The sequence below is a fragment of the Frankia sp. BMG5.23 genome (genome assembly GCF_000685765.2).
Taxonomy (GTDB): domain Bacteria; phylum Actinomycetota; class Actinomycetes; order Frankiales; family Frankiaceae; genus Frankia; species Frankia casuarinae.
The window spans coordinates 164,762-180,139 of record NZ_JDWE01000004.1; the positions used below are offsets into that span (position 1 = coordinate 164,762).

A 15,378-nucleotide genomic window follows, 5' to 3' on the forward strand; every position below is an offset into this window, starting at 1 on the left:
ACGCTCAGTGTATGGTTCGGTTCAGGTGCGGAGGGACTACCCAGCGCGGCACGAGTTGCAGAAATCCCGTCAAGGAAGCCGGTTGGCACTGTAGGCATCACCCATCGGGGTCGGTGGTTCATGCACGTGCGCCTCGCAGTACGGTACGCACACCAGTGGCGCCTCGCCCAAGAGCCACCTCATCAGCGCCACGCCGCGCGGCTCCGTCGCCTCCGAGCCGTGAGGCACTTCGGGTGCGCTCCGCCGCCGAGACGGGCATCAGCCTGATCGCCGCCAGTCCTCGGGAAGTCGTCATTGGGCGCGCGACCGAGTACGTGAGTGCCCAGACGTGGCAGCGGCTCACTCGTAGCTGGTCAGGACGCCGGTGCAGTGCCCTTGCCAAGCTCGCGCGGACCATCCTGGACGCGCAAGATCGGCTCCGCGAAGGGCTGGCTGAGGTCACCGACCGGACGCTTGAGCTGCTCAATCGGTCCTCGATCGAGCGGCAGTTCGCGGCAGAGCTGGTGAGGCGGCTGCCGCTGCCGACGGTCGGCGAGAACTTGATCGCCACCGCCCGAGGGCTCCAGGTGACCGGCATCGTGGTGTGCGTGGCAGAAAGCCGGCCGCTGACGGAGTGCGCATGCTTCACCGACGTCGTGCGCGTGGAGGGCCAGGACAAGGTCAAGTCCTTGATCACGGCCGGGATGGCGGACTGGGCGGGGTTGGCGACGATCGACACTCGCTGAGTGCCGTCGTCGTCCTGCTGTCGAACCACACCAGGCCCGCGTACCGCCCATACCTCGGGTGCATAGCCCCATTCCCTCTCCGCGGTCACCGTTGCCACAGACGTCCCGGGCCGGGTCGAGCCGACTCCCCGGTCCGGGACGTCGCCACCTCGACGGGCTGGAGGAACGGGATGTCCATGACCGTGTTCGGCTACATCCGGCTGGAAGACGACGACGAAGCCGAGGAAGACCGCCTCCACGACCTCCTCGTAGCCCACGCCGTAACCGAGGGACTGGCCTTGGCCGACGTGTACGTGGATCGGCACATACCGCCGGCCCGGATCGTGCGTCCCGGACTGACTGAGCTGCTGGCGAGACTCCAGCGCACCGAGGGAAGCGGCGTCCTGGTCGCCACGGTGGACCATTTCTCCACGCACCCGTCGGTGCGCGAGGCCATCGAGGTGGAGATCGGCAACGCTGGCGGCACGGTGCTCGTGGTGGAAGCCTCCGGCGCCTCTTCGTCTGCTCCTCGGACGTGAACAGCGCGATGACCACGGTTGATCGGAAGACGGTCGCCGTGGTGCCGGCGCATGTGGTGCGGCGGTTCGAGGCGGATCACGCGGCACCGGGCCTCGCCCGGCGGCATGTCGCGGCGATCTTGGAGGCGTGGGAACTGGCGGACTTGATCGAGACGGCGGTCCTGCTCGTGTCCGAGCTGGTGACGAACGCCTGCCGCGCTTCGACTGGCCGGGCGGCCGTCATCGCCACCCGCGTGACACGAACCAACACGGATCTGATCATCGAAGTCTGGGATGCTGACCCTTCGGCGCCCGTCCGCCGAGATCCGGCCCTCGACGTCGAAGGCGGACGCGGCCTCCTTCTGGTGGCGGCCCTCAGTAGCCGGTGGGCCTTCTACCGTCCGGCCACCGGGGGCAAGGTCGTGTGGTGCAGCCTCGCCTTGCCGGTACTTCCGGCGGCTGCCACTTCGTCTGCTTCCGAACTGCCTCGTCGGCGAGCGCCCGCCGGCCCGCCGGCGCCGATCGAGATCTTCGACGATCCGGCCGTGCTGCAACGGGTCGCGGATGGCCTGCGGGCGCTGGACTGGCACCTCCCGCCCGGTGATCCGCTCCGGTCGTAGCTGCCAGGCTGTAGCTCTGGTCAAGGCTGACCGTTCGCCAGAGGATGGCCGTGGCCGACCCCCCGCGACGCCAGAAGGAGTGCCATGCCCGCGCACGAGACCGTGACCTCGCTCCGCACGCTCGACGGGTTGCACCTCGCAGCGACCCTGGTGACGCCGGACGTGACCCCCGAACGCGCCGCGGTCCTGGTCCACGGTGGTGGCGTCACCCGTGAGGAGGGCGGCTTCTTCACCCGCTTGGCGGCCGGGTTGGCTGAGGCCGGCGTGGCATCGCTGCGCTTTGATCTCCGTGGGCACGGGGAGAGCGAGGGCCGCCAGGACGAGCTGACGATGTCGTCGATCCTCAACGACATCCGGGTCGCCCTGACCTCGGTACGCGAGGCCACGGGGACCGATCACGTTAGCCTGCTCGGCGCGAGCTTTGGCGGCGGCATCTGTGGCTACTACGCCGCCAAGCGTCCGGCGGACGTCGCCCGGCTGGTGCTGCTCAACCCGCAGTTCAACTACAAGTGGCGCACGATCGACAGCCGGCCGTACTGGCACGACGACCGCATCGACGACGAGGCCGCCCGGACGCTGAACGACGACGGGGCGATCACCTTCACGCCGACCCTCAAGCACGGCCGCCCCATCCTCAACGAGGTCTTCTGGCTGCGGCCGGACGAGGCCATCGGGGAAATCGCCGCACCCACGCTGCTCGTGCACGGCACCAAGGACACGCTGGTGCCCATCGAGTCGACACGCGGCGCCCTGGAGAAGTTCACGGCCGAGGCCCAGCTGGTGGAGGTGGAAGGCTGTCAGCACGGCTTCGCCGTCCACGACGACCCGCAGTACCTCCAGCCGCAGAGCCAGGAGTGGCAGGCGTTCGTGATCCGGACGGTGGTGGAGTGGGTGACCGGCGGGGCATAGGTGTGGCCTGCTTACCGGGCCAGAGCGCCTGTCAGCTCAACCGGTCGTGAGCGCTTCGCGCCGCCCAGTACCCGGATGGGGACTGAACTCGGCCTGCTGCGGATCGCAGGCTGGCCGTCACGCATCGTGCCAGATATAGTCCGAATCGAGACCGAACGTCGCATCAATCCTGTCAAACGGGGGAAATCGTGCTTAAGTCGGGGCGGCTTTCGCGTACGCTGATCGCGGCAGCGACAGTAGTCGTGACCTGCGGAGGTTCGCTTGTCGCCTCGGCGTCCGCATCTCAGGCTGCATCATGGCCGGTTTTCACAGTCATGAATACAAGCGAGACACCACCGGACGGCGTCTACTTTCGGAACTCGCCAAACGTGAACGACACTGCTCGGGTAACCGGCCTCGGCGTCAATGCCAATGAGCGGGTCCAGCTGGAGTGCTACGCATTCGGGCAGGCGGTCGGACCGTACCATGATTCACTCTGGTACTATGTCGTAAACCGCTCGCGACCAACGACAAATTATGGCGCGCCTAACCAGGGCATGCTAAACGCCCACTACATCAACGACGGAAAGAATGCGAACGATAAAGATGCAGGGGTGCCGGAGTGTGTCAACAACTTCCCGCCGAGGGTCGCGCCATGTACTAACAACTTTCGGTGGGCATCAACCAATCTGACGTTCTCATATTCCGGCAGCCACCGCTATTATGGTAATGCTTGGCAGGCCGCAAAAGACTGGACCGATCTTGGAACGGGGATCACGATCGTTCCAGCAGCGAGTGGTAAGACCGGCAACGTCGTGTTTGACGACGTTGCTAGTCCAACCAAAACTTTCGCGGCTGCCGTCATGCCTCCAGGGCAGCGGGACCAGGCCATCGTGCCTCCTGCTCCAATCGAGCCCACAGTGATCCACGTTCTGGTTAACCAGACGTGGATGGAGGCCCTCGATGATCCACATAAGACGGCTGCCCTCGCACACGAACTCGGCCACACGCTTGGCCTAGCGCACAGCAACGTATCGCCCTGTGCGGTCACCGCGCCGAGCATCATGCACTCCGGTGGAACGGACGTTCCTAAATGGACGACCGTGACGCCTCAGTACTATGATAAACTCAATCTGGAGGAATTGTACGGCCTACCTACGGGCTGATGCAAGAATGAATGCGCAAAAAGAATTTCATAGCCGGAATAGTAGTTATGCTGGGCATCGCTGCTGTTGGAGTCAGCCTGGGCGCTTGGCTCGCTAAGCATCCGAGGACTAGTACTTCGGAGGAAAGTACCGTCACTTGCGCCGAACAAGTCCGGCTTGAACACGATGCCATATGGGCACCAGGCTATGCAACGGTATCGCAGCTTGTCGACGACAGCACCGCCGTCGTATTTGGCGTTCTTTCTAAGCGCAACGCACCCGGACCTGCTCCCGTTCAGGTGCGCGCCGACCGGATCATCAAGGGTGACAAGCGCCTTTTGGGCGCTGTTCTGCCGATCTGTTACGACCTTGCACTAACGAACGACTGGTACCCGAAAATGCCACTCAACGTCGTGGTGTTCATGGGCGGCCGCGACGGCACCGACTGGGTTCCCATCGAAGGTAGTAACGGTATCGTGGCGGTATCCGACACGGGAACGGTTGATCTTTCAGGGCTCGTCTTGCCGACACCGTCACCCGTGAAGTTGTCTGATCTCCGGTGACTCACCCACTCGGTGCCCGCAGCCCCCGCACCAGCTCCCCAGGATCGATCTTCAGCGCCTCGGCCAGCTTCAGGATGTTGTGCAGCGAGATGTTCCGCTTGCCCCGCTCCACCTGGCCGACGAACGTCCAGTGCAAGCCGCACTCGTCGGCCAGCTGCTCCTGGCTCAGACCCAGCTGGTGCCGCCGGGCACGCACCCGTTCCCCGAACACCTGGGTGGCTGCGGACAGCGGAGGGGTCGCCATGACGACCCCAACCCCATATGTCTAGCGCCTCTGCGCCCAGAGAACATACATCCCATGCATATACGTCCCATGACTTCGCACCTAGTCTGAGTGTGATCCGGCGTCCGGCCGGCGAGACTTGCGGGGAGGTGATGATCATGGCGACTCGCGTGCGCGCCCGTGGCGGCGACGGCGGAGGCGGCGGGGGTACCGGCCGCTGAGGCACCCTCTGTCCGTCGTCCACGGCGCGGCACCTCCGTCTCCTCGGAGGTGCCGCGCCGTCCACGTTCCCGAGCAAGATCAGCAATGTGCTACACTGATCTTGTACCTATGTCGCCGCTCCAACGCCTCTACCGCACCAAGCTGACCCTCCTGGCCGTGATCCTCACGGCTCTCGGCGTCCTGCTCTTGGTGCTCGGCCAGCACGATGATCTAGTGATCGTCGCTCCATGGCTGGCCTGGTTGCCGCTCTCCGAGCTCGGCTCGACCCTCTTCGGCAGCGGCCTGATCGTCGTGGCCTTTCAGTACATCGACGAACGGGATGCAGAAGAGCGGGCCAACGAACGTCTCCGGAAGGTGCTCAAGGAGGAGGCGCCGGCCATCCGGGATGCCGTGATCGACGGCTTCGCCTTCGCTCCGGACGCCTTGGTAGACGTGGCCTCTCCGGAGACCCTTGACCGGGTGGTCCGCAACACCCTGGCCATACAGCTCGGCGACCAAGCCCTTGCTCACGATCTCTACTCCGACCTTCGCCACCAGGTCACAGCATCGACCGAACGCCGCCAGGACATGCGGGTCACCGTCAATCTCGCGCCGTGGCCCAAGGGGCCGGCGTCCGGCGAGGGCAGCATGTTCGTGGCGACCATCCGCAGGGAGTACCGCGTCACGCTGACCGAGGCAACCCGCCGCTTCGCCTGCACGTCCGACCCGGACGAGTACCGCGAGTCGCTCCTCGACCCTACGAACGCCGAAGCCTGGTACTTCGAGCCGGTTGCCGGCATCGACGCTGCCTCGCCCGACGCCTTCGAGCTGCTCCAGTTCACCGTGGACGGTCGGCCGCGGTCGACCCGCCGGAGCAAACGCTCCGGCGGCCAGTCCTTTACCGTGACCTTGGACGTCGAGCCCGGCTCCCCACGTGAAGTGGAAATCACCTACACCTACCGCGTCCTTGTCCAACAGCACGGCCACCTGCTCTACCTGGACTTCGGCGCACCCTGCAAGGGCATCGATGTCGACTTCAGCTACGGAGGCTGCGGCATCCGGCACGTGAACGTCTTGGACTTCATCGCTGGCTCCCAGCCCACGAGAGTCTCCCGCAGCCCAGCGGATGCCAGCCCGCCCACCGTCAGCGTCCGGTATGACGGCTGGGTCTTCCCGAAGAGCGGGGTGGCGTTCTCGTGGGTGCTGGAACGGGAATTTGGCTCTTTACGGTAAACTCTGTAACGCGGCCGGGAAAGACCATCCTGTTGATCACTCTTAGTCTAGGTAGCCTCCCGCCCGCAATAGCAGTTCGGCCCTCAGTGACGATTCCTGAATGGCCATTAGATCCGAATTTACTAGCAGTAGGCGAAGCGCTTCGAGGCCAAATTTGATCGCGGTATCACGATACTCTTGCACCTTGTAGGCTGGAAGCTCTGTCCTACCGTGGACGATGTCACTTCTCCTGCTGTACACTCTTTTCAGTTTCCGCAACAGTTCTTCGCGCGCGTCGCGATCTTCGGGTTGCATGAGGCATGCCATAGCCCCGCATATCCGGAACGCCGTATCGGGAGTACTCCCAAACATGTTTTCCCAGCAGATGACGGCGTCAATGAGGCTGTCGAGCAGATCTCCTCGATCGCTCGCCGCCGACAGGATTCGTCTTGCTCCGATCTTTAGTCTGCGCACATTACCGAGGGTGAGCCTTTTTGACCATTCGGTCGCGCGCTCGACCGATGCCGCATCGAGCAAGCTCACGCCTGAAGGCTGCGGTGGTTGTGATCTCCAAGTCTGCAAGGGATACATATTGAAGGTGTCAAGAAGCGCCCTTGAAACAACAGCCGGAGCGATAAGCATCGTCTGATCTGAGGCGAGCAACAGCGATAGTCGGCAAGCTACGACCTCCAGTTCCGCCTGCTCCCGGCAATCATCGAATGTTCCGCGTAGTCTTTCGAGTCGATCGAAATCGTCTGCTGCATCCTGAGTTGGTATGATTTCCAGAATCTTACAGGGATGGGATGCTTCTATTACTGCGGTGACATGGGATCCTGCATTGTTTGAGATCGATATGAGGGTCTGATCGGTGTCGCGTACAGGTCGGATGGTGCCGAAAGGTGTCGAGGCAATCTCGTCGGCTGGTAGCTGCATATTGCTGAGGCCAAGGAAGTACGGCACTCTTATATCCTGTCTGCGGCTTAGTTGTCGTGCCTCGTCCAGCACTGCTGCAATCTCTTGCAGGTAACTTCCGAGATCGTTGCTACCATGCAAGAGCTGCCGATAGCGCGCAACGGTAAGCATGACATCAGGCAGCATGACCAGCTGCAATGTTCCTGAATGTCCCGTGGAATATGTGATCCAGCTGCTAATCTCTGTTGCGGATCGCATATCATCGACCCGGCTCGGGGCATGCTTAAACAGTCTGCGCAGCGACCGGTCGCGCAATATGGACTGCCAGACCGCTAGGGCGATTGGGTGGTTGAAGGTGAAGCTTCCCAGACTCATCAGGTGTGGCTCCCGCTCGCCCTGCCGAGGCAAAAGGAAAATCGGCCAAATCTGGCTACCGAGATTCCACAGGTGAGTGAGAAGCGAATCGTCACCCTCGATCTGCAACGATTTTCCTGTACTATGCTGGCGGGCAAACGTGCAGAGATTGGTCCCGACTTCGGTGATATAGTGGCCCACTCGCGCGGCAACGTTGAAATGGAAGAGAGCATCATTGTCGCCCGGCTCTCGTCGCGAGGCTAGCCTCAGACAGGCTACTGCCTCCCGCTGGCCATCGCTTAGCGACTCTTCGGGAACTTCAAGGTCATCCAGGTTCAAGACATGCCCTAGGAAGTCGTCTCCGTATATCTTGCGCAGTGCTTCCATGTTCGAATCTTAGCGCATGCCTACGGGGCGTCTGTAACGGCTCCGTCCCGAACGAAGTCGAGAATACTATTGCCAAAATTATCGGGCGCGCGCATACTGCTAATCAGTTATGTCAGACGATCAATTCACCAAGCTATTCAAGTACATGGAGCAGCGCTTCAGTGAGGTCGAAGCTCGCTTCGACAAGCAGGACGCTCGTTTCGACGCCATCCTGGGAGCCCTTGACGCCCTCGCCAAAGACCACGAGGTCGAAGAACACGAACGTCTGGCCATGTCCCACCAGCTCGACCGCCACGAGCGCTGGATCAAGCAGGTAGCCCATGACACCGGCACCGAGCTGGCAATTGATTCGTAACCTCTACTCCACGTCGAACACCCACACGCCGCCCTCCGGCGTATCTGCCACGTGCATCGTGCTCGTCAGGTCTTCGGCGTACTGCTCCACATCGATGCTGACGTAGTGCCGGATGCTTTCTGGCAGATCGCCAAGGAGGCTGTAGACCTCGGTCTGCTCCAGATAGTCCTGGGCGTAGTCGGTGATCGAGCCCCACTCACCCCGGTAGAACTCCTCGAAGCGGTCCACCAGCTCATCGCTCGCGCGGCCCACGTACGCCACCCACGCGCCGTAGGCCGGCCCGTGCTCGGCGATGCCCTTGGCCACCTTGCTCAGATCCTGGAGCGACGGCCACTCGCCCAGCGTGGACGTGACCTCCTCCTCGAAGCCCTCGTAGTCGTGGATGGCCCATTCCTCGGCCGCTTCGCCGTACCGCCGGGCCGGCGACGTCGCCAGGATGCGGGCAACGGCGCCCTCCAGGTCTTCAACATCACGATCAGCGGCAATCCAGCGGCCGTGTAGTTCGCCGTTGGTGTAGTCGGCGAGGCTGGCGACGTAGATACGGGGTCCATCACCGTAGGAGGCATCGCCGTCAGCTTCGTCGGCCAAGGGCACGATTTCGCCGTCTCGCCAGACGCCCGGCTTGGCCGGTTCGTAGCCGTTGCCCCCTACGACGGGGCACAGTGGCCCGCCGTCCTGGTGTGTCCAGGCGGACTCGTCAAGCCCGACCACGTGTTCGATGATCTGTTCTTCGCACTCCGGGCAGGCGTAGCCGACCCGTTCACGCCGGTCGTCCTGCTCGTGCCGTTCGAGTTGGACAAGGGTGTCTTCGTAGCGCCGGTACTCCCGGAGGACGGCCTGCCACCGCTGGTCGAGGGCTTCGCCGTCAGTCGTCTCCCAGACGTAGCGAAAGCCCTGCTCGTCCTGGGAGATGATCGTGCCGCCGCCGGTGCCGTGGTCGACGATCAGACCGAACCAGCCCAGCTCATCCACCCGGCCGATCTCCTCGTCCGGCGGTTCGCCGAACAGCTCCTCCAGCCGGTCGGGATGCAGGACGTGATCTTTTGTCTGTCCCTCCTCATCGCCGGGCAGTTCTGGGGCGACGGCAATCCCGCCGAGCATCCGCGTGCGCTCCCGCGTGGCCTCGATGCGGTCAAGGAGAGTGGCGTGCTCGGCCCAGCCGCTCACCGGCCCCTTGTCGGGCCGGGCCTGGCAGTAGGCCCGCAGTGCTTCGACCCAGGAGGCGACCTCCGGCGTCTGGGCTTCGAGGTCTTGGTACAGCTCGTGGTAGACGGTGTCCTCGATGATGTTGCCGGTGCTGGCCAGACTGTAGAGGGCACTGGCCTGGCCGCCGTGGAGCTGTCCGGCGATGTAGCGCGCGGTGCGGTCGTCGATGGGCCGCTCCTCCTGGGTGGCGGCTTCGACGCCTCGGTTGATCAGGCGCTCGTCGTGCGACTGCTCGACGGGTTCGTTACCTGCCTGGTTGATGATCCTTTCGTGTGATGGTGCGTGTTCCATGGATGTGGTTCCTGTTTAGTTGACCTTGTTGGCGCAGCAGGAAGCCCGGCGGCCATGAGGGCAGCCGGGCTTCCGTAGCCGGTCAGGTTGCTGTAAGTGGGGTGCTGCTCCGTCGTACGCCCCGCTCGCGCAGCAGCGTCTTTACGGAGGTTGGGCTGATCGAGAACTTCTCGGCCAAGGCACGGGCGGTCGCGCCGGCCCGGTACAGATCGATCAGGGACTCGATGTCGGCGGGGGAGAGCCGATCTGTGACCTTGCCCACGGCGGGTCGGCGTCCGCGGCCGGTCTTGCCCAGCAGGCTGGGCTGAGGGGCTGTGTCGACCTCGTCCAACACGGTGCAGAGGGTCCGAAGATCACGGAGGTAGCCAGAGGTGGGGTTGGAGTATCTCCGAAGGAGGTCCACCAAAGGATTCATACTCGAACCCCGGTCATGATCTTCATGGCCGGGGTCCGTCGTTTCTGGGCCCTCGGATGGGCCCAGTCCCGACCCTTCTGTGATACATGTCACGTCGGCCATATCCGCGAGCCGCAACTCCCGTGTGTGACGTACCACACGTTCCATGGATGCCCAGGGCTGGGCCAGCATCGTGCCGGTCTCTTTTACATCAAGTTCAATGCGCACCAAAAAGGCCCGGTTCAACATCCGCCGGATCTCCGGGGTGGCCTGCTGGTAGATCGCAGGGCCCAGGCGCATCAGGGTGACGGCCTGACGGAAGGTCTCGGAGATGTCTTCGTGCTCGGTTTCGGCTTGGGCAAGAGCCCGCTGGGCGGCCAGCTGCTCCCGGCCGATGCGGTCTTGCTCCGTCTTCAGGAGGTCGAGTGGGATGGCGTCGGCATAGGCCATCTGGACAAGCTTGCGCCGTTGGTCATCCAAGACCTTCATCTGGCGGGCAGCCCGTTGCCGGGTCTCCGCGCGGTCCGCGCTCCCAAGGTTCAACTTGTCTTGGAGGGCGACCTCTGCCGCTTCGGCGTCAACCTCGTGCATCCGCACCCATAGGGGCCAGCCACGGACAACGTTGTCTTCCACGTGATGGGCGGGCAGATACGGCAAGCTGCACTTTCTGCCCTGATGACGGCCACCGCAGACGTAGTAAGCGAACTCGTCGCCATGCTTGCCTTTGACCCCGCCAGTCGTAGAACTCCGGCCGGAAGCGACACAGCCTCCCCACCCTACCTGCCAAGATGATGTGAGACAGAGGTCATCGTCAGNCTAGGCTAGGTATGGCGGGTAGGGAGGGGTTGATCGCCCTCGTCCGCGCGCAGGCGGAGTTGATCGCCGAGTTGCGGGCGACGGTGGCGACACAGGCCAGGGAGATCGCGAAGCTGACGGCGAAGGTCGCTGACCTGGAGCGGAAGGTGTCGCGGAACTCGCGGAACTCGTCGTTGTCGCCGTCCACGGACGACGCGATCCCGGGGCGGAAGCCGCCCGGCCCGGCGGGGTGTCCGGGGCGCCGGTGTCTTACGGGCCGGAGTTGCGTGCGCTCGCGCTGTACTTCCTGGTCCGCCAGCACCTGCCGGTCGAGCGGGCCAGGGAGGCGATCGCCGAGCTGTGTGTGTGGGGGGGGGAGGTCTCGGCGGGCTGGCTGCGCTCGCTGCTGGCCCTGGGCGCGGACGTGGTCGCCGAGCCGGTCGACGCGATCGAACAGCGGATCGCTGCGGAGAAGGTCGTCGGGTTCGACGAGACCCCGCTGAAGGTCGGGCCGAAGGGCGAGAAGCGCTACGTGCTGTCCGCGTCGACGCTGCTGTTCACGCTGTTCATGCTGGGCGGCGCGACAAGGCGAGTTTCTGGGTGTTCCTGCTCGGCCGGATGCTCGGGGTCGTCGTCCACGACCGTTACGCCCTCTACGACGCCGAGGAGTTCGTCGGTTTCCTGCACCAACTCTGTGTCAGCCATCTGCTGCGTGACCTCCAGGACGCCGTCGAGACCTACCCGGAGGCGGTGTGGCCGGTCCAGCTCCAGCAGGCGTTGCGGGGCCTGGTCCACCAGGCCAACCTCGCCCGCGCGGCCGTGCTGGCCGAGGTCCCCGCCGCGCTGCGCGACCCGCTGGTCGCCGAGTACCGCGGCGCGGTCCGCGTCGGGCTCAGGGATGTCCCCGCGGCCGAGAAGGGCGCGAAGCAGCCGGTCGGCCGCTGCCTACTCGAGTGCCTGCGCGACCGCCAAGACGACATGCTCCGGTTCGTCTTCGACCTCGACGTGTGGCCGACGAACAACCAGTCCGAAGGCGACCTACGGCCGTTCAAGACCCAGCAGAAGATCTCCGGACGGCTCACCTCCGCGGCCGTGGCCGCCTGCCGCCTCCAGATCGCCAGCTACCTGTCCACCACCCGCAAACACAGCGTCTCCGCCCTGCACGCCCTACGGCTCGCGTTCCGCGGCACCCCCTGGATGCCACCACCCGCCGTCGCCCCCACCTGACGGGCACCCCACCGATCCCACCGATCCCGCCGCGCCGGCCCCGCCTGCACGGCCCACAGCCACGCCCACGAACCGCCACCTACAGCAAGATCCCTAAACCAGGTGAATGCTTACGACTTGGCGGCCCGACCCTCGACGCGGTTCTCGGCGCATCACGACGCCCACGAGAGCCCCGAACAGCTCAGCGACGAAGACCGGGCACGGCTCTCCGTGGGCGGAAGTCCCCGCCGGGCGAAGTCAGGGTAATTTCAGGGGATCAGCATCGCCTTGCGGGCGCGGACGACGGCTTCGTAGCGTGTGCCCGCGTCCAGTTTCCGCATGGCGGATTGCAGGTATGCCTTGACCGTTTCGCGGGAGAGCGAAAGCCGGTTTGCGACCTCGGCATTGGTGCAGCCAAGCGCGACCTGGGCGAGGACATCGGTCTCACGGGTGGACAGGCGTACCTTGGAATTCTTTCCCGGCCCGCTCTCGCCGACGGCGACGAGACGTTGTGCGGCCGCGTAGATCCTGCGCTGGAGCGCCGAATCGGACATGGCTCCCGCGATGGCCCTCAGTTCGGAGTGCACCGAACGAAGTTCCTCAAGCGTGGCGGCGTGCGCGGGCTCGAGCTGTCTGACGGCCGCGAGCGACTCGGCCATCGCCAACCGATGATCGACTTCGTCGCGGATGGTGAGCTCGTGGACGAGCCGCCGGCCCGCGGCAACGATCTCGTCCCGTATCCGGTCGCCCAACGCGGCGGGCTGGCGCACCGCGCCGTAGAGGACGGCACGGCAACGGCCACCAGCGTGAACGGGAACCGCGAGTAACGAGGCGAGACCTTCGCGGAGGACGGGCCGGTCGTAGTCATGCGTGATGCTCCGCGCGCTGGCGTAGTCGGTCACCCCGACCGGGCGGCCCTGCAGGATCACCCGGCCGCCCAGTCCCGTGCCGGGACAGACCTCCAGATTGTGCAGGCCGGTGGTGCGAGTGCCCAGGAACTCCGTCAGGCGCAAGCGGTTGCCACCCACCTCACCGGCGAATGCCACCGGGACTCCGCCCTGCCGGATGATGGTGCGCAGCTCGGCCCGCAAGGCCGCGCGGTCGTCTGGACGAAGTAATCGGGTGTCACTCATCGCGTCCGTCCTCATTGCGCACACCGCCATGTTGTGCACGTCACAGTAACCCGGCCGAGGCAAGCCGTCGACCGGCCATCCCCGTGACCATCACGCGACCATCACGCGGCTACCTCCGCTACCACCCCGTGGCCATCCCCGCCTGCTACCAACTTTCGGGGGTGGCCGGCGGGGGCGGCTCGGCACGACTCTGTGCGGTGTTGGAAGGAGTTTGCCGATGACGTCGACTGCCGCGACCGAGACCTACCGCACTGCCCGCGATCTTCTGATCAACTTGCGCACGGACTACGGCAAGGCGCTGGAGGAGTTCCGCTGGCCACGGTTCGAAGGCCAGTTCAACTGGGCCATCGACTGGTTTGACCCAATCGCCCGGAACAACGACCGGGTGGCGCTGTGGATCGTGGAAGAGGATGGTTCGGAACGTCGGTGCACCTATGACGAGATGGCCCGTCGCTCGGACCGGGTAGCGACCTGGCTTGCCGGGTTAGGCATCGGCAAGGGCGATCCGGTGATCCTCATGCTCGGCAACCAGGTGGAGCTCTGGGAGTCGATGCTGGCGCTCATGAAGCTGGGCGCGGTAATCATACCCACCACTACCGCGATCGGTCCGACGGACCTCGCCGACCGGATCGAACGCGGCGGCGCCACCTGCGTGATCGCCAATGCCGCCGACGCGGTGAAGGTCAAGCTGAAAAACCTGAACGGTGTCATTGTAGGTGGCGAGGCCGCCGGCTGGCGCCCCTACACCGAGGCCGACGGCGTCACCGAGGTGCACCGGTTCGAATCCCGTACCGCCCCCACCGATCCGCTGCTGTTCTACTTCACCTCCGGAACCACCAGCCGGCCCAAACTCGTCGAGCACAGCCAGGTGTCCTATCCGGTCGGGCACCTGTCCACCCTGTACTGGACCGGGGTGCAACCCGGTGACGTGCATCTCAACATCAGTTCCCCTGGCTGGGCAAAGCACGCGTGGAGCTCGTTTTTCGTGCCGTGGATCGCCGAAGCAACGATCTTCGTCTACAACTACGGCACGTTCGACCCCGCCAAGCTGCTGGCGCAGCTCCGCCGGGCTGGCGTAACCACGATGTGCGCGCCGCCGACCGTGTGGCGCATGCTCATCAAGGTCGATCTTTCCGGCGGGCCCGGCGCGCTGCGCGAGGTGCTGTCGGCCGGTGAACCCCTCAATCCGGAGGTCATCGACCAGGTCCGCGCCCACTGGGGCCTGACCCTGCGCGACGGGTTCGGCCAAACCGAGACGACCGCCCAGGTCGGCAACTCACCTGGCGCCGCCGTCAAGCCGGGGTCGATGGGCCGTCCGCTGCCGGGCGTGCCCACGGTCCTGGTCGACCCGGTGAGCGGCCAGCGCTCCAGCACTGAGGGAGAGCTGTGCCTCGATCTGGCCGCGCACCCGCTCGCGCTAATGACCAGTTACCGTGGCGGCCCCGAACGCAACGCGGAAGTACTGGCCGGCGGCTACTACCACACCGGTGACGTCGCATCCCTCGACGAGGACGGCTACCTCACCTACATCGGCCGTACCGACGACGTGTTCAAGGCCTCGGACTACAAGGTGTCCCCCTTCGAACTGGAAAGCGTCCTCGTCGAACACCCGGCTGTGCTTGAGGCAGCCGTCGTGCCCGCACCCGACGAGGTACGCCTGGCCGTGCCGAAGGCCTACATCGCACTTGCTCCGGGATGGGAGCCGAACCGCGAGACAGCGGAGGCGATCCTCCGTCACGCCCGCGAAAACCTTGCCCCCTACCTGCGCGTCCGGCGGCTGGAGTTCTACGACCTACCCAAAACGATCTCCGGCAAGATCCGGCGCGTCGAGCTGCGCAGCAGGGAGAGCGAAGCCGCGGGCACCCGCCTCAGCATGGAGTACCGCGACACCGACTTTCCCAGGCTGACCAGCCGTAAGGCCGACTGATCGACCAGACACCACGGGCCGTGGATGGGGCGCGCTGGAGTGCGTGCCCCGTTCCGGGGGTCGTCCAGTTCGGCAGCGGTGAGCCCGGTGGCGCTCAGGCGACTCGGTTATGAGGCTCTGCGCACTACGTCTGAAACCGTGTTTGGGTGATCACGCTGTGGATGTGGTGGTGGTGACGGGGAGTGGCCAGGCTGGGCGGGTGGCGCGGGAGGCGACGTAGCGGGCGCGGGTCTGTTGGTGGACGATGTTGGTCAGGCCGAACGCCGTGCGGTAGACGAGTTTGATCAGACGGTTGACACCCTCCGCGGTGGCGTTGGACAGGCCGTGGAGCACCGCGTTGGCGA

General features: G+C 64.8%; 16 protein-coding genes and 2 pseudogenes. 12 read left to right on the forward strand and 6 right to left on the reverse strand.

The genetic code is table 11. The features are described from left to right. Positions 1-233: 233 nt before the first annotated feature. The 6 genes from BMG523DRAFT_RS03365 to BMG523DRAFT_RS24160 all read left to right on the forward strand — a co-directional run bounded on the left by BMG523DRAFT_RS03365 (position 234) and on the right by BMG523DRAFT_RS24160 (position 4,438). Positions 234-725: a hypothetical protein gene (locus BMG523DRAFT_RS03365; RefSeq protein WP_043590326.1), complete on the forward strand. Its 492-nt coding sequence runs from the start codon at positions 234-236 to the stop codon at positions 723-725. 170 nt (positions 726-895) lie between these two features. Beyond that, complete coding sequence (locus BMG523DRAFT_RS03370) at positions 896-1,243, forward strand: recombinase family protein (RefSeq protein WP_043590327.1); 348 nt, start codon at positions 896-898, stop codon at positions 1,241-1,243. 8 nt (positions 1,244-1,251) lie between these two features. After that, positions 1,252-1,842, forward strand: coding sequence for an ATP-binding protein (locus tag BMG523DRAFT_RS03375; RefSeq protein WP_083494724.1), 591 nt, complete (start codon positions 1,252-1,254; stop codon positions 1,840-1,842). A gap of 84 nt (positions 1,843-1,926) precedes the next feature. Continuing rightward, on the forward strand, positions 1,927-2,751 hold the full coding sequence (locus BMG523DRAFT_RS03380; protein WP_043590328.1) for an alpha/beta hydrolase: 825 nt from the start codon (positions 1,927-1,929) through the stop codon (positions 2,749-2,751). 368 nt (positions 2,752-3,119) lie between these two features. Continuing rightward, entirely contained in the window at positions 3,120-3,896 is a 777-nt protein-coding gene (locus BMG523DRAFT_RS24155) for a hypothetical protein (protein ID WP_152987821.1), read from the forward strand. 11 nt (positions 3,897-3,907) lie between these two features. Next, positions 3,908-4,438, forward strand: coding sequence for a hypothetical protein (locus BMG523DRAFT_RS24160; RefSeq protein WP_152987822.1), 531 nt, complete (start codon positions 3,908-3,910; stop codon positions 4,436-4,438). Between the two features lies 1 nt (position 4,439). Here BMG523DRAFT_RS24160 and BMG523DRAFT_RS03390 read toward each other — a convergent pair whose 3' ends face one another. Next, the gene (locus BMG523DRAFT_RS03390) at positions 4,440-4,682 is read right to left on the reverse strand and encodes a helix-turn-helix domain-containing protein (protein ID WP_043590332.1); all 243 of its coding nucleotides are present in this window, start codon (positions 4,680-4,682) and stop codon (positions 4,440-4,442) included. A gap of 309 nt (positions 4,683-4,991) precedes the next feature. Here BMG523DRAFT_RS03390 and BMG523DRAFT_RS03395 point away from each other — a divergent pair, with 309 nt between their 5' ends. Next, the gene (locus BMG523DRAFT_RS03395; RefSeq protein WP_043590333.1) at positions 4,992-6,095 is read left to right on the forward strand and encodes a hypothetical protein; all 1,104 of its coding nucleotides are present in this window, start codon (positions 4,992-4,994) and stop codon (positions 6,093-6,095) included. A 42-nt stretch (positions 6,096-6,137) separates the two neighbouring features. Here BMG523DRAFT_RS03395 and BMG523DRAFT_RS24165 read toward each other — a convergent pair whose 3' ends face one another. Further along, positions 6,138-7,727, reverse strand: a complete 1,590-nt coding sequence (locus tag BMG523DRAFT_RS24165) for a HEPN domain-containing protein (protein ID WP_152987823.1) — start codon at positions 7,725-7,727, stop codon at positions 6,138-6,140. A 145-nt stretch (positions 7,728-7,872) separates the two neighbouring features. Between BMG523DRAFT_RS24165 and BMG523DRAFT_RS03400 the strand changes: the two genes are divergently transcribed. Next, on the forward strand, positions 7,873-8,082 hold the full coding sequence (locus BMG523DRAFT_RS03400) for a hypothetical protein (RefSeq protein ID WP_043590334.1): 210 nt from the start codon (positions 7,873-7,875) through the stop codon (positions 8,080-8,082). Positions 8,083-8,085: 3 nt separating this feature from the next. Here the strand turns inward: BMG523DRAFT_RS03400 and BMG523DRAFT_RS03405 are convergent, their stop codons facing one another. Further along, positions 8,086-9,579, reverse strand: a complete 1,494-nt coding sequence (locus tag BMG523DRAFT_RS03405) for an antirestriction protein ArdA (protein WP_051623751.1) — start codon at positions 9,577-9,579, stop codon at positions 8,086-8,088. An 82-nt stretch (positions 9,580-9,661) separates the two neighbouring features. Further along, complete coding sequence (locus tag BMG523DRAFT_RS03410; RefSeq protein WP_043590336.1) at positions 9,662-10,564, reverse strand: hypothetical protein; 903 nt, start codon at positions 10,562-10,564, stop codon at positions 9,662-9,664. Between the two features lie 236 nt (positions 10,565-10,800). Between BMG523DRAFT_RS03410 and BMG523DRAFT_RS27190 the strand changes: the two are divergent. The 3 genes and pseudogenes from BMG523DRAFT_RS27190 to BMG523DRAFT_RS22595 all read left to right on the forward strand — a co-directional run. After that, positions 10,801-10,938: pseudogene (locus tag BMG523DRAFT_RS27190) on the forward strand (hypothetical protein); the annotation flags it as partial. A 95-nt stretch (positions 10,939-11,033) separates the two neighbouring features. Then, positions 11,034-11,234, forward strand: a pseudogene (locus tag BMG523DRAFT_RS27195) (IS66 family transposase); the annotation flags it as partial. A gap of 134 nt (positions 11,235-11,368) precedes the next feature. Next, positions 11,369-11,995 (forward strand): transposase, encoded by a 627-nt coding sequence (locus tag BMG523DRAFT_RS22595; protein ID WP_049760999.1) that lies wholly within the window; start codon positions 11,369-11,371, stop codon positions 11,993-11,995. A 248-nt stretch (positions 11,996-12,243) separates the two neighbouring features. Here BMG523DRAFT_RS22595 and BMG523DRAFT_RS03425 read toward each other — a convergent pair whose 3' ends face one another. Continuing rightward, on the reverse strand, positions 12,244-13,107 hold the full coding sequence (locus tag BMG523DRAFT_RS03425) for a LuxR C-terminal-related transcriptional regulator (RefSeq protein ID WP_023840038.1): 864 nt from the start codon (positions 13,105-13,107) through the stop codon (positions 12,244-12,246). A gap of 217 nt (positions 13,108-13,324) precedes the next feature. On the opposite strand from BMG523DRAFT_RS03425, the gene BMG523DRAFT_RS03430 reads away from it, so the two are divergent. Then, on the forward strand, positions 13,325-15,034 hold the full coding sequence (locus BMG523DRAFT_RS03430; protein ID WP_023840037.1) for an AMP-binding protein: 1,710 nt from the start codon (positions 13,325-13,327) through the stop codon (positions 15,032-15,034). Positions 15,035-15,184: 150 nt separating this feature from the next. Here the strand turns inward: BMG523DRAFT_RS03430 and BMG523DRAFT_RS03435 are convergent. Next, the coding region (locus tag BMG523DRAFT_RS03435; RefSeq protein ID WP_083494726.1) for a transposase at positions 15,185-15,378 on the reverse strand (194 nt) is incomplete at its 5' end.

Coding starts and splice junctions, on each gene's coding strand:
- BMG523DRAFT_RS03410 (WP_043590336.1), bottom strand. CDS start 10,564: ATGCACGAGGTTGACGCCGAAGCGGCAGAGGTCGCCCTCCAAGACAAG.
- BMG523DRAFT_RS24160 (WP_152987822.1), top strand. CDS start 3,908: ATGCGCAAAAAGAATTTCATAGCCGGAATAGTAGTTATGCTGGGCATC.
- BMG523DRAFT_RS03375 (WP_083494724.1), top strand. CDS start 1,252: ATGACCACGGTTGATCGGAAGACGGTCGCCGTGGTGCCGGCGCATGTG.
- BMG523DRAFT_RS24165 (WP_152987823.1), bottom strand. CDS start 7,727: ATGGAAGCACTGCGCAAGATATACGGAGACGACTTCCTAGGGCATGTC.
- BMG523DRAFT_RS03400 (WP_043590334.1), top strand. CDS start 7,873: ATGGAGCAGCGCTTCAGTGAGGTCGAAGCTCGCTTCGACAAGCAGGAC.
- BMG523DRAFT_RS03395 (WP_043590333.1), top strand. CDS start 4,992: ATGTCGCCGCTCCAACGCCTCTACCGCACCAAGCTGACCCTCCTGGCC.
- BMG523DRAFT_RS03430 (WP_023840037.1), top strand. CDS start 13,325: ATGACGTCGACTGCCGCGACCGAGACCTACCGCACTGCCCGCGATCTT.
- BMG523DRAFT_RS03380 (WP_043590328.1), top strand. CDS start 1,927: ATGCCCGCGCACGAGACCGTGACCTCGCTCCGCACGCTCGACGGGTTG.
- BMG523DRAFT_RS03405 (WP_051623751.1), bottom strand. CDS start 9,579: ATGGAACACGCACCATCACACGAAAGGATCATCAACCAGGCAGGTAAC.
- BMG523DRAFT_RS03390 (WP_043590332.1), bottom strand. CDS start 4,682: ATGGCGACCCCTCCGCTGTCCGCAGCCACCCAGGTGTTCGGGGAACGG.
- BMG523DRAFT_RS03370 (WP_043590327.1), top strand. CDS start 896: ATGTCCATGACCGTGTTCGGCTACATCCGGCTGGAAGACGACGACGAA.
- BMG523DRAFT_RS03425 (WP_023840038.1), bottom strand. CDS start 13,107: ATGAGTGACACCCGATTACTTCGTCCAGACGACCGCGCGGCCTTGCGG.